Here is a 12880-nt window from a genome sequence, read left to right on the forward strand (position 1 = left end):
CCGTACGTACGTGTACCTCGTCGTACACCCGCGGTCGGGAACCATGGTCCTCCCCACCCGAGGGCACCTCCACCCGCCCCCACCTCGCCGCCTCCACCGCCAGCCGGAGGCCGGAAGCCGGAAACACCACCGGAACACCCCAGCCGAAAGGCCCCCTACCGCGGGCCGAGGCGTTCTCAGGAGGTGGCGGGCTCGCGGATGAGGGGGAGAACCTCGCGCAGAGCGTCGAGGCCGATCGCGCCGGCGCGCAGGACGACGGGGACGTCTCCGGTGCAGTCGACGATGGTGGAGGGGGTGGCGGCGACGCAGCGGCCACCGTCCAGGTAGACCTCGGCGGCGCCGCCAAGCTGGGCGACGGCGTTGTCGGCGGTGGCGGCGGGCGGTTGGCCGCTGATGTTCGCGCTGGAGACGGCCATCGGGCCGGTTCGGCCCAGCAGTTCGATCGCGACGGGGTGCAGCGGCATGCGAATGGCGACGGTGCCGCGGGCATCGCCCAGATCCCAGCGCAGCGATGGGACATGGCGGACCACCACCGTGAGCCCACCTGGCCAGAAGGCCTGGATCAGGTCGCGGACCTGCGGGGTCACCCGGTCGATCAGGCCGTCGAGGGTTCGCCAGGCGCCGATCAGGACGGGCACGGGCATGTCCCGACCGCGGCCTTTGGCTGCGAGCAGGGCGGCCACGGCCGCCGAGTCGAACGCGTCGGCGCCCAGGCCGTACAGGGTGTCGGTGGGCAGCACGACCAGTTCGCCACGGCCGACGGCGGCGACGGCCGCGTCCAGGCCTGCGGCGCGCTCGGCCTCGTCGGAGCAGTCGAAACGCTGCATCACCTGTGCTCTCCCTCCCCCGGCCGGGCCATCCGGCCGGTGACGAACCGGTCCCGACCACCCAGGTCGGGATGGTCGGCCACATCCTGCCAGCGGCCGTCCGCACGCAGCAGTGCCGGCGCGCTCTCGCCATGGCCGTCGGCGTGTTCGATCACCAGCAGCCCGCCGGGGCGCAGCAGCCGCGCGGCCAGCCGCACGACGGCACGCACCACCCGCAGTCCGTCGGGGCCACCCCACAGCGCCGCCGCCGGATCGTGCACACCGACCTCGGGCTCCACGGTCGCACGGTCGGCGTCGGGCAGATACGGCGGGTTGCTCACGACCAGGTCCACCGTCGCGTCCAGCCGGGCCAGCGACGGCGGCGGTTCGTCGGCGACGTCAGCCTCGTGTATCTCGACCGCCAGCCCGGTGGACGCCACGTTGCGGCGCAGCCAGGCCAGCGCCGCCGGTTCACGTTCGACGGCATGCACCCGCGCCCCCGGCACCTCCCCCGCCAGCGCCAGCGCGATCGTCCCGCTCCCCGCGCACAGATCCACGCACACCGGCGCCGCCCCGGCACCGCCACTCCCACCGGCACCGCCACTCCCGGCGGCGCGCAGCGCGTCGATGGCCCAGCCGACGACGGATTCCGTCTCCGGACGGGGGATGAACACCCCGGGGCCGACCAACAGGTCCAGGTAGCGGAATCCGGCGATGCCGGTCAGGTGCTGCAGGGGTTCGCGGGCGGCCCGGCGGCGCACCAGCGCCTCGAAACGGGTGGCGGCGGGGGCTGGCAGGTCGTCCACGAGCAGGAGCTGGGCGCGGCCGATGCCCAGCACGAAGGCGGCGAGCTGCTCGGCGTCGGCCCGCGGGCTCGCCACACCGGCCGCGGCGAGCCGCGTGGTGGCGGCGTCGATCCGTTCGGCGGCCGGTGTCCGGGCCCGCCGCCCGGTGACCGGGGGGATCACGAGGCCTTGGCGGACAGCCGGGCCTCGAGGTCGGCGGCGGCGAGCGCGTCGAGTACCTCGTCGAGTTCGCCGTCGAGCACCTGATCGAGGTTGTGGGCCTTGTAGCCGACCCGATGGTCGCTGATCCGGTTCTCGGCGAAGTTGTAGGTGCGGATGCGCTCGGAGCGGTCGACGGTGCGCACCTGGCTGGCCCGCGCCGCGGACGCCTCGGACTCGGCCTGTTCGCGGGCAGCGCTGAGCAGTCGGGCCCGCAGAATACGCAGCGCCGATTCCTTGTTCTGCAGCTGGCTTTTCTCGTTCTGGCAGGAGACCACCAGACCGGTGGGCAGATGGGTGATGCGCACCGCCGAGTCGGTGGTGTTGACGCTCTGACCACCTGGACCGGACGAGCGGAACACGTCGATACGCAGGTCGTTCTGGTCGATATCGACGTCGACGTCCTCGGCTTCGGGCAGGACGAGCACACCGGCGGCAGAGGTGTGGATGCGCCCGGCGGATTCGGTGACCGGTACCCGTTGGACACGGTGCACCCCGCCCTCGAACCGCAGCCGGCCGTACACCCCGGGGCCGGTGTCCCCGCCGCGGGATTTCACCGCGACGCTCACATCCCGATATCCACCGAGATCGGACGCGTTGGCGTCGAGGATCTCCGTCTTCCACCCGCGGCGCTCGGCGTAGCGCAGGTACATCCGCAGCAGATCACCGGCGAACAGGGCTGATTCCTCCCCGCCGGCACCGGCCTTGACCTCGAGGATCGCGTCCCGGGCATCGTCGGGGTCGACCGGGACGAGATAGGCCCGCACCCGCTCGTTGAGGCCGCCGAGTTCGGCGTCGAGGTCCGTGACCTCGCTGCGGAAGGACGTGTCCTGCACGGCGAGCTCGCGGGCGGTCGCAAGGTCGCCGGACACCCGCTCGAGCTCCCGGGCGAGGTCCACCACCGGGGCGAGCTGGGCGTAGCGACGGCTGAGGGCACGGGCCCGGGCGGGATCGTTGTGCACCGCCGGATCGGCGAGCTGCCCCTCGATCTCGGCGTGCTCCGCGACGAGGCCGGCGAGTGGGGACGTCATGCTTTGGTACCTCTTCGCACGTCGCGGTCCCGACGCACGACATGGCGCCGGGGAAGTGGACAGGGCCGTACCGGCGTACCGATCCGACCGGGACGCAAACGGCGCCCGCCCGGGGAACCGGACGGGCGCCGAGGCGTCACTACTTCGCGCCGCCGACCTTTTCGCCGGGGCGACGCCGGCCGAACCGACGCTCGAACTTCTCGACCCGGCCACCGACGTCGAGAATCTTCTGCTTGCCGGTGTAGAACGGGTGGCACTGCGAGCAGACCTCGGCGTTGACGACGCCGTTCTCCTTGGTGCTGCGGGTGGTGAAGACACTCCCGCAGGTACAGGTCACGGTCGTCTCGTGGTAGGTCGGGTGAATGTCAGCCTTCATGGTCCCTCATCTTCGAATGTGGCCGCCGGGTCGCCATCCTCGGTGTTGGACGGCGTGAACCGGAGCCGGTCTGCTGCCAGTGTGCCAGAGCCGGTCGCGAAGGCCGTCACGATGCCCGCGCGTCCCACCGCTGGCAACGTCGCCCCCACCCCGCGTGTTCCCGCGGGCGACTCTCCCGTCTGCCGGCTCCCCCGCGAGCCGGCGTCCCCACGGGGCGGATCAGTCCTGCGGCGGAGCGGTCTTGGCGATCTGCATCAGGAACTCGTAGTTCGTCCGGGTCTGCTTGATCCGGTCGAGCAGAAGTTCCAGGGCCTGCTGGTTCTCCCGGGTGTGCAGGACACGCCGCAGCTTGTGCATGATCGCGAGCTCGTCGGGAGCCAGGAGGATGTCCTCCTTACGGGTGCTGGAGGCGTCCACGTCCACCGCGGGGAAGATGCGCTTGTCGGCGATCTTGCGGTCGAGCTTGAGCTCCGCGTTACCGGTGCCCTTGAACTCCTCGAAGATGACCGTGTCCATCGTGGAACCGGTCTCGACCAGCGCGGTCGCGATGATGGTGAGCGACCCACCGTCCTCGATGTTGCGGGCGGCGCCGAGGAAACGCTTCGGCGGGTAGAGCGCGGTCGAGTCGACACCACCGGACAGGATGCGGCCGGAGGCGGGGGCGGCCAGGTTGTAGGCGCGGCCCAGCCGGGTGATGGAGTCGAGCAGGACGACGACGTCGTGGCCGAGTTCGACCAGGCGCTTGGCCCGCTCGATGGACAGCTCCGCGACGTTGGTGTGGTCGGCCGGCGGACGGTCGAAGGTCGAGGCGATGACCTCACCCTTGACCGAGCGCTGCATGTCCGTGACCTCTTCTGGCCGCTCGTCCACGAGGACGACCATGAGGTGCACTTCCGGGTTGTTGGTGGCGATCGCGTTGGCGATCGACTGCAGCACCATCGTCTTACCGGCCTTGGGCGGGCTGACGATCAGCGCGCGCTGCCCCTTGCCGATCGGCATGACCAGGTCGATGACCCGGGTGGTCAGCAGGTGCGGCTCGGTCTCCAGACGCAGCCGGTCCTGCGGGTAGAGCGGGGTGAGCTTGGTGAACTCCGGGCGCCCGCGGGCCTCCTCGGGGTCCATCCCGTTGATGGTGTCGAGGCGGACCAGCGCGTTGTACTTGTCGCGACGCTGCTCGCCTTCCTGCGGGGCGCGCACCACACCGGTGATGGCATCGCCGCGGCGCAGACCGTTGCGGCGGACCTGGGCGAGACTGACGTAGACGTCGGTCGGCCCGGTCAGGTAACCACTGGTGCGCACGAAAGCGTAGTTGTCCAGGACGTCGAGAATGCCCGCGACCGGAACGAGGACGTCGTCCTCGCGCACCACCGGCTCGTTCTCCGCCGGCACCGGACCCCCGCGGCCACGGTTGCGGCCACGCTCGCGGAAGCGGCCCCGCCGGCTGCGGCCGGCCAGGTCGTCGTCGCTCTGGCCGCCCTGACCCGAGCGGTCGTTCTGGCTGGAACGGTCATTCTGACCCGAGCGGTCGTTCTGGCTGGAACGGTCGTTCTGACCCGAGCGGTCGTTCTGGCTGGAACGGTCGTTCTGGCTGGAACGGTCGCCACCCTGTGTGCGGTCGGAGCGGCTCCCACGGTCGCCACCCTGCCGGTCCGACCGGTCGCCACGATCGGCACGCTCACCACGGTCAGACCGGTCGGCACGCTCACCACGGTCGGCACGCTCACTGCGGTCAGCACGTTCGCCACGGCGCTCGTTGCCGGAGTCGCCGGATCGGCCGTTGTCCGCGGAGCGATCCCGCCGGTCCTCGCGGGTCCGGGGACCGGCGTCGCTCTGGCGACCGTTGGCGGGCGGGGTCTGCGCCGGGGCGGTGGTCGCCGCGGCGGCTGGCTGCGTGGCGGTGGCCGGGCCACCGGTCACCGCGCCGGTCACCGGTGGCCCGGCGGTCACGGCCGACGCCGGACGGGCCTCCGCGGTGTCCCCACCGGCTTCGGGCAGGGTCGGCTGCTCGGCTGCCGGGCTCGCGGCCGAGCGGGAGGCGCCTCGACGGGTACGCGTACGGGTCGGAGTGGCACTGCTGGCGGCCTCGCCACCGCGACGCGACGACTGGCCGGCCGAAGCGGTGTCACCCGCTGCCGGGGTGGCGGCGCTCGGCGCGTCGGCGACCGGCGCGTCGGTCGCCGCGGGCGCGGCCGAACCACCCGAGCTCTCGTTCTGGAGATTCTGAATTGCGGCGATGAGCTGGCCCTTACGCAGCCGGCCCACGCCCTGGATGCCCATGGACTGCGCCATGGCCTGCAGCTCGGGGAGCAGCATCGCGGACAGGCCGGTGCCCTGACGGCGCCGACGGGTCACGCTCGCCGCGGCGGCCGCGGCGGCAGCCGCGTCCCCGCGGGTGGCCCGCTCGCCGCCGTTGTCGGCGGTGAGGACGGACGCGGTGGTGAGGGTGTCTGCGGACGAGGTGGCGGCCGCCAGCCCGCTCTCGTGAAGCGATGCAGGCGTCGCCGACGCCGCAGACTCACGTGCGCTCGGTGGCAGCACGTTGGTGGTGTCGCTCAAGGTTTTCCTTCCCTGAAGGAACTGGCTCGACAGACGAGCCGGGCGTAGCGTGTGAACCTTCTCCGCCTGCACAAATGCCGGATGAAGGGGATGTACAGCACCGGATGGGCGAAAGACGCGCCCGTCTACGGCGCCAGCGGCCGTCTGCCGCGGGCGAACTCGCCGATCCCGCCCAGGTGTACCGGTGTGGAGCCGAGGCAACGACGACGAGGCCGAAACACCGGAGTCCCGAACCTTGGCCCAACGGACAGGGCCAGAGCGACCCGGACACCAGAGCGACCCAGCGCCAGAACGACACTGCGGGGGCGAGCACGCGCCGCGGTGGCAGCGGGTGCAGTCACCAGACTATCCAGCCGCGGACACCTGGGCAACAACCTTGCGCCCTCAGGACTTCCCGAGAGGACTCCGAACCGTGCCCACCGAGCCATCCGGCGATCCGGACGCTCGTACGAGCACCCCATCACGATATACGATCACCCGTTGCGGTCAACCGTGAGCACCTGCGCCCCACCTCGGTCGACGCTCAGCGGCAGGACGGTGAACTCACCGGTCACAGCACCGGCGGCCACCGTGGCCTGCTCCCCACCGACGGCCAGCGCCAGTACCGACGGCCCCGAACCGGACAGCGTCGCGGCGATTCCCATCGCCCGCAGCCGTCCGACAAGCTCCCCGGTGGCCGCGGTCGCGGGCAGCCGGTACGGCTGGTGCAGGAAGTCCTCGGTGGCCCGCAGCAGGGTCGTCGCCCGCGTGTCGGCCGCCGCGGGCTCGGCCGCCGACATGGCCAGCGCCAACAGCGCGGCCCGGCCCAGTGTGCGGGCCGCGTCGGCGAGGGGCACCCGCTGCGGCAGCGCGCCGCGGGACGCCTCGGTCGACTGCCGCAGCGTCGGGACGAACACCACCGGACGCACCTGCTCGAACGGCTCCACCCGCAGACAGTCCGCGCCGTGCGCGTCCGACCAGGCGACGGTGAACCCCCCGACCAGCGCCGCGGCGACGTTGTCCGGATGCCCCTCAAGCTCGTCCGCCAGCCGCAACATCCACCCAGCACCGCCAGCACCGCTGGCCGGGCCATCGGCTTCGGCCAGGGCCGCGGCGGCGACGATGCCGGCGACGATCGCCGAGGCCGACGAGCCGAGGCCACGGCCGTGCGGGATCCGGTTGACGCACCGCAGCGCGAGCCCCGGCTGCGGCCGACCGAGGACGTCGAAGGCCGCCCGGATCGCCCGCACGACGAGATGGGTCTCGTCCTGGGCGACGGCGTCGGCCCCGGTGACGTCCACGGTCAGACCGCTCGTGGTCAGTGCGACCTCGACCTCGTCGTACAGGCCGAGGGCGAGCCCGAAGGAGTCGAAGCCGGGACCCAGGTTCGCGCTGGTGGCCGGCACCCGCACCCGCACCCGACCGGCGACACCCGAACTCGCCCCACCCACCGTCACGCCCTCGCCCGTCGACGTCCCTGTCGTCGCACCCGCGCCTGTCGTCACACGTGTCGTCGCGCCTGTTGTCACGACAGGGTGAGGCCGAGCGCCTCGGCGGCACCGGCGACCGTCGGCCGAATGGTCTCCGGTCGGGCCGCCCCGCTGATGGCCCAGTCGGGGTCCTTCAGGCCGTTGCCGGTGACCGTGCACACGATCCGCGAGCCGGCCTCGATCCGCCCGTCCGCCCGGGCCATCAGCAGCCCCGCGACGCTGGCCGCGCTGGACGGCTCGACGAACACGCCCTCGCGGTGCGCCAGCATCCGGTAGGCGGCGAGGATCTGCCGGTCGTTGACGGCGTCGATGAGCCCGCCGGAGGTGTCACGAGCCTCGACGGCCTGCTCCCAGGACGCCGGATTGCCGATCCGGATCGCCGTGGCGATGGTCTGCGGGGCGGCCACCACCGCGCCACGCACGATCGGCGCGGCCCCGGCGGCCTGGAAACCGCACATCCGGGGTCGGCCCGAGCCGGTCAGCGCGTCCTGCTCGAGATAACCCCGCCAGTAGGCGGTGATGTTGCCGGCGTTGCCGACCGGCAGGCAGTGCACGTCCGGAGCCTGTCCGAGCGCGGCCACGATCTCGAACGAGGCGGTCTTCTGCCCCTCGATCCGAAACGGGTTGACCGAGTTCACCAGGGTGACCGGCGAGGTGTCGGCGAGCTCACGGGCGACCCGCAGGCAGTCGTCGAAGGAGCCCTCGAGCTGCAGCAGCCGCGCGCCGTGCACCAGCGCCTGGGCCATCTTGCCCAACGCGATCTTGCCACTGGGGACGAGCACCGCGCAGGTGATGCCGGCGCGGGCCGCGTAGGCCGCCGCCGACGCCGAGGTGTTGCCGGTGGACGCGCAGATGACCGCCTGCGAGCCGGCACCGACAGCGCGGCTGATCGCCACCGTCATCCCGCGGTCCTTGAAGGAACCCGTCGGGTTGGCCCCTTCGACCTTGAGATGAACCTCACATCCGGTCAGTTCGGACAGGTACCCGGCCGGCACCAACGGGGTACCGCCCTCCAGCAGGGTGATCACCGGAGTGTCGGCGTCGACCGGCAGCCGGTCGCGATACTCCTCGATGAGCCCCCGCCAGGGCCGGTAGCCCGACTGCCCGCCGGTGGACGGCTGGCCTCCGGTGGACGGCCTGGTACCCGTGGCCGTCCCGACCTGGGGCGCCTGCACTGTGGTGGACGACACATCAACCGTGGACGACGTGGTCACGACTCACCTCCCTCGACCCGCAGCACCCCGGACACCGCCCGCACCTCGGCGAGGCCGCGCAGCTCCTCGACCGTGGCGGACAGCGCCTCGTCCGGCGCCGCGTGCGTCACCAGGACCAGGCTCGCGTCGTCACCGCGGCCCTCCTGACGGACACTTCTGATGGACACATCGTGACGCGCGAAGGCACCGGCGACCGCCGCCAGTACGCCGGTCTTGTCGGTGACGTCGAGGTTCACGTGATACCTCGTCACGGTACGGCCCATCGGCAGCACGGGTAGCGCCGCGTAGGACGACTCACCCGGCCCCTGCCGTCCGGCGATGCGGTTACGGGCGACCGCGACCACATCACCGAGCACCGCGGACGCCGTCGGCGCGCCGCCGGCCCCCTGCCCGTAGAACATCAGCTGGCCGGCGGCCTCCGCCTCGACGAACACGGCGTTGAACGCCTCACGCACCCCGGCCAGCGGGTGGCTGCGCGGAATCATCGCCGGGTGGACCCGGACGCTGATCCCCTCGGACTGCGTCGAGCGCTCCGCGACGGCCAGTGCCTTCACGACGCAGCCGAGTTCCCGGGCGCTGGCGATGTCGGCCGCGGTGACGTCGCCGATGCCCTCGCGGTAGACGTCGTCGATCGTCACCCGGGTGTGGAAGGCCAGCTGGGCCATGATGGCGGCCTTGGCGGCGGCGTCGTACCCGTCGATGTCGGCGGACGGGTCGGCCTCGGCGTAGCCCAGCGCCCCGGCCTCGGCCAGCGCCTCGGCGAACGAGGCGCCCGTCTCGTCCATGCGGGTGAGAACGTAGTTGGTGGTGCCGTTGACGATGCCGAGCACCCGACGGACGCGGTCGCCGGCGAGGCTCTCCCGCAGCGGCCGGATCAGCGGGATCGCTCCGGCGACGGCCGCCTCGTAGTAGAGGTCGGTGCCGGCCGCGGCCGCCGCGTCGTGCAGCGTCGTGCCGTACGAGGCCAGCAGCGCCTTGTTCGCCGTGACCACCGGTTTCCCGGCGTTCAGGGCCGCCAGCAGCCACTGGCGCGCCGGCTCGATCCCGCCGACCACCTCGATGACCAGGTCGACGTCGTCGCGGGCGACGAGCGCCGCCGCGTCGGAGGTGAGCAGCGCCGGGTCGACCTCGGCGTCACGGACCCGTTCGGGCCGACGCACCGCGATGCCGACCAGCCGCAACGGCTCGCCGACCCGGGCGGCCAGGTCGTCGGCGCTGGTGCGCAGCAACCGCACGATCTCGGTGCCGACCACACCGCAGCCCAGCAGCGCCAGGTTCATCGCGCCACCCGCGCCGCGGGCGAGTCGGCCCGCTCGGCCGAGGTGACCGAGACAGCCGGGTCGGGCGGGTCGGCGTCCAGCCGGAGCAGGTCGTCCTCGGTCTCCCGTCGGACGATCACCCGCGCGGTGCCGTCGCGCACGGCGATGACCGGTGGCCGGGGCACATGGTTGTAGTTGCTGGCCATCGAGCGGTGGTAGGCACCGCTGGCCGGCACCGCGACCAGGTCACCGGGGCGCACGTCACCCGGCAGCGGCACGTCGTGCGCGACGACGTCGCCGGACTCGCAGTGCCGCCCGACCAGCGTGACGACCTGCGTGCTGGCCGCGCCGGGCCGGGAGACGAGCCGGGCGGTGTAGCGGGCGTCGTAGAGCGCGGTGCGGATGTTGTCGCTCATACCGCCGTCGACGCTGACATAGGTGCGCAGCCCGGGGAGTTCCTTGACGGTGCCGACCTCGTAGAGCGTCACCGTGGACGAACCGACGAGGGCCCGGCCGGGTTCGACACCCAGCCGCGGCACGGTCAGGCCCAGCGCCGCGCACTCCTTGCCCACCAGCGCGATCAGCCGCTCGGCCACCTCCTCGACGTCGAGCGGGGCGTCCTCGCTGGTGTAGGCGATGCCCAGGCCGCCGCCGAGGTCGAGTTCGGACAGTTCGACGCCGTGCTCGTCGCGGATGCGGGCGAGCAGCCCGACCATGCGGTGTGCGGCCAGGCCGAACCCGGCGGTGTCGAAGATCTGCGAACCGATGTGGGCGTGCAGCCCGACCAGTTCGAGGCCGCTCTCGGCGAGCACCGCGGCGACCGCCCGCGCCGCCGCGCCACCGGCGAGCGAGAACCCGAACTTCTGATCTTCCTGACCCGTCGAAATATAGCTGTGGGTGTGCGCCTCGACGCCAGGGGTGACTCGGACGAGCACCCGCTGGCGGATTCCCGCCGCGGCGGCGACCGCGGCCAGCCGCTCGATCTCGACGAAACTGTCGACGACGATCCGCCCGACCCGGTACTCCACCGCCGCCCGCAGTTCACCCAGCGACTTGTTGTTGCCGTGGAACAGCAGCCGCTCGGCCGGGAAACCGACCGAGCGCGCCACGGCCAGCTCGCCACCGGTGCACACGTCCAGGCGCAGGCCCTCCTCGTCCACCCAGCGCGCGAACGCCCGACACAGGAACGCCTTGCCGGCGTAATAAACATCACAGTCGGCGAAAGCCTGCCGCCAGGCCGTGGCACGGGCCCGGAAATCCGCCTCGTCCAGCACGAACGCCGGCGTGCCGAACTCGGCGGCCAGCGCGTCCACCCGCACACCGCCGACGGACATCACCCCGTCCGCCTCGAGCCGGGCCGTGACCGGCCAGAGGTTCTCCTCCAGCCCGGTCACCGCGCCGGGTTCGCTCTCACTCATCTCGTCTCCGCCTGCCACCCGCATGTCACGCACGCGTCTCACATCCGATCGGGGGCGCTCACGCCGAGCAGCGCGAGGCCGTTGGACAGCACCAGCTGGGTGGCCGCGGCCAGCAGCAGCCGGGCGTCGGTCAACGGGCCGGCCGGCTCGTCCCCCTGAGGGAGTACCCGGCAGACGTCGTAGAACCGGTGGTAGACCCCGGCGAGTTCCTCGAGGTAGCGCGCGACCCGGTGGGGCCCGCGCAGGCTCGCCGCCGACTCGATGACCCGCGGGAACTCGCCCAGCGCCCGCAGCAGGTCCCCCTCCCGCGGATGGGTCAGCAGCGCCACGTCCGCCCCCTCCGGGGACAGCGTGAGACCCAGCGCCTCGGCGCCACGCAGCAGCGAGCTGATCCGGGCGTGCGCGTACTGCACGTAGAACACCGGGTTCTCGCTGGTCTGCCGGGCGATCAGATCGAGGTTGAGTTCGAGGGACGAGTCGTGCGACTGACGTACCAGCGAGTACCGGGCGGCGTCGACCCCGACCGCGTCCACCAGGTCGTGCAGGGTGAGGAAGGTGCCGGCACGCTTGGACATCTTCACCGGCTCGCCGCCACGGGTCAGCGTGACCATCTGGCCGATGATGACCTCGAGGTTGACGTCCGGATCGTCCCCGAAGCAGGCGCTGATCGCCCGCAGCCGGCCGATGTAGCCGTGGTGGTCGGCCCCCAGCAGGTAGATCACCCTGTCGAAGCCGCGCCCCCGCTTGTCGCGGTAGTAGGCGGCGTCGGCGCAGAAGTACGTCCCCTGACCGTCGCTCTTGATCAGGACCCGGTCCTTGTCGTCACCGAAGTCGGTCGTGCGCAGCCAGACGGCGCCGTCCGCGTCGAAGACGTGGCCCTGCGCCCGCAGATCCTCGACGGCCCGCTCCAGACCACCCGCGTCATGCAAGGCCTTCTCGGACGCCCACGTGTCGAAGTGGACGCCGAAGCTCTCCAGCGTCGACCGGATCTCGCCCAGCATCAGCGTGAGCCCACGCTGGGCCGCGACGGCCAGCGCCTCGTCACCCGGCAGTTCGAGCAGGTCGGGCCGCTCGGCGAGAACCGTCGTCGCGATCTCGGCCACATACGCCCCGTGGTAGCCCTCAGCCGGGATCTCCCGCCCCGCGGCCGCCGCCAGCACCGACGCGCCGAACCGGCTGATCTGCACGCCGGCATCGTTGACGTAGTACTCCCCACCGACCGAATACCCGGCCGCGGTCAGGATGCGCACCAGCGCGTCGCCCACCGCCGCCCAGCGAGCCGAGGCGAGCGTGACCGGCCCGGTCGGGTTCGCGCTGACGAACTCCAGGTTGATCCGCACGTCACGCGGCTTCTCCGCATGCCCGTACGACGCGCCCGCCCGCACCACCCGGCGAGCCACCTCGCCCAGCGCCGCCCCGACCAGCGTGATGTTCAGGAACCCCGGGCCGGCGATGTCGACGCGCGCGATGCCCTCCGCCGCCGCCAGCCGAGCCGCCAGCAGCTCGGCGACCGCCCGCGGGGGCCGTCGCGCGGCCTTCGCCAGCTGCAGGGCCACCGGGGAGGCGTAATCCCCGTGCTCGGGGTTCTTCGGTCGCTCCACCGTGACAGTGGTCGGCACCGGCACGTCCAGGTCACCGTCGGCGACCGCGCGGCCAACGGCCGCCACGATGGCATCGGCGAGATCGGCGGGGCTCATGTCGCGATGCTATCGGCGCGCCCCGACAAGACGACCGCCCCGACGCCCAC

10 protein-coding genes are annotated in these 12880 nt (G+C 72.3%); all 10 read right to left on the minus strand.

Annotated features, from left to right (window positions below):
* Positions 1-176: 176 nt before the first annotated feature.
* The 10 genes from MXD61_RS20185 to argS all read right to left on the minus strand — a co-directional run bounded on the left by MXD61_RS20185 (position 177) and on the right by argS (position 12830).
* Complete coding sequence (locus MXD61_RS20185; protein ID WP_248815071.1) at positions 177-827, minus strand: L-threonylcarbamoyladenylate synthase; 651 nt, start codon at positions 825-827, stop codon at positions 177-179.
* On the minus strand, positions 827-1771 hold the full coding sequence (prmC, locus tag MXD61_RS20190) for a peptide chain release factor N(5)-glutamine methyltransferase (RefSeq protein WP_374629276.1): 945 nt from the start codon (positions 1769-1771) through the stop codon (positions 827-829). The genes MXD61_RS20185 and prmC overlap by 1 nt, the downstream gene beginning before the upstream one ends.
* Positions 1771-2841 (minus strand): peptide chain release factor 1, encoded by a 1071-nt coding sequence (gene prfA / locus MXD61_RS20195; RefSeq protein WP_163547714.1) that lies wholly within the window; start codon positions 2839-2841, stop codon positions 1771-1773. The genes prmC and prfA overlap by 1 nt, the downstream gene beginning before the upstream one ends.
* Positions 2842-2980: 139 nt before the next feature.
* Positions 2981-3217, minus strand: a complete 237-nt coding sequence (gene rpmE, locus MXD61_RS20200) for a 50S ribosomal protein L31 (protein WP_136446497.1) — start codon at positions 3215-3217, stop codon at positions 2981-2983.
* Positions 3218-3436: 219 nt separating this feature from the next.
* Positions 3437-5773: a transcription termination factor Rho gene (rho, locus tag MXD61_RS20205; RefSeq protein ID WP_248815023.1), complete on the minus strand. Its 2337-nt coding sequence runs from the start codon at positions 5771-5773 to the stop codon at positions 3437-3439.
* 473 nt (positions 5774-6246) lie between these two features.
* The gene (gene thrB, locus MXD61_RS20210; RefSeq protein ID WP_248815024.1) at positions 6247-7209 is read right to left on the minus strand and encodes a homoserine kinase; all 963 of its coding nucleotides are present in this window, start codon (positions 7207-7209) and stop codon (positions 6247-6249) included.
* 68 nt (positions 7210-7277) lie between these two features.
* On the minus strand, positions 7278-8456 hold the full coding sequence (gene thrC / locus MXD61_RS20215) for a threonine synthase (protein ID WP_248815025.1): 1179 nt from the start codon (positions 8454-8456) through the stop codon (positions 7278-7280).
* Positions 8453-9736 carry a homoserine dehydrogenase gene (locus MXD61_RS20220; RefSeq protein WP_248815026.1) on the minus strand — a complete coding sequence of 428 codons (1284 nt, stop codon included), beginning with the start codon at positions 9734-9736 and terminating at the stop codon, positions 8453-8455. Before MXD61_RS20220 ends, thrC begins: the two co-directional genes overlap by 4 nt.
* On the minus strand, positions 9733-11157 hold the full coding sequence (lysA, locus tag MXD61_RS20225) for a diaminopimelate decarboxylase (RefSeq protein WP_374629278.1): 1425 nt from the start codon (positions 11155-11157) through the stop codon (positions 9733-9735). The genes MXD61_RS20220 and lysA overlap by 4 nt, the downstream gene beginning before the upstream one ends.
* A 14-nt stretch (positions 11158-11171) precedes the next feature.
* Entirely contained in the window at positions 11172-12830 is a 1659-nt protein-coding gene (gene argS, locus MXD61_RS20230; protein ID WP_248815028.1) for an arginine--tRNA ligase, read from the minus strand.
* Positions 12831-12880 lie beyond the last annotated feature (50 nt).

Origin of the sequence: Frankia sp. AgPm24 (assembly GCF_023243055.1) — a bacterium.
GTDB lineage: Bacteria > Actinomycetota > Actinomycetes > Frankiales > Frankiaceae > Frankia > Frankia umida.

Excerpts from the sequence above, each read along its gene's own strand:
- MXD61_RS20185 (WP_248815071.1), bottom strand. The coding sequence starts at position 827 with ATGCAGCGTTTCGACTGCTCCGACGAGGCCGAGCGCGCCGCAGGCCTG.
- prfA (WP_163547714.1), bottom strand. The coding sequence starts at position 2,841 with ATGACGTCCCCACTCGCCGGCCTCGTCGCGGAGCACGCCGAGATCGAG.
- rpmE (WP_136446497.1), bottom strand. The coding sequence starts at position 3,217 with ATGAAGGCTGACATTCACCCGACCTACCACGAGACGACCGTGACCTGT.
- MXD61_RS20220 (WP_248815026.1), bottom strand. The coding sequence starts at position 9,736 with ATGAACCTGGCGCTGCTGGGCTGCGGTGTGGTCGGCACCGAGATCGTG.
- lysA (WP_374629278.1), bottom strand. The coding sequence starts at position 11,157 with ATGCGGGTGGCAGGCGGAGACGAGATGAGTGAGAGCGAACCCGGCGCG.
- argS (WP_248815028.1), bottom strand. The coding sequence starts at position 12,830 with ATGAGCCCCGCCGATCTCGCCGATGCCATCGTGGCGGCCGTTGGCCGC.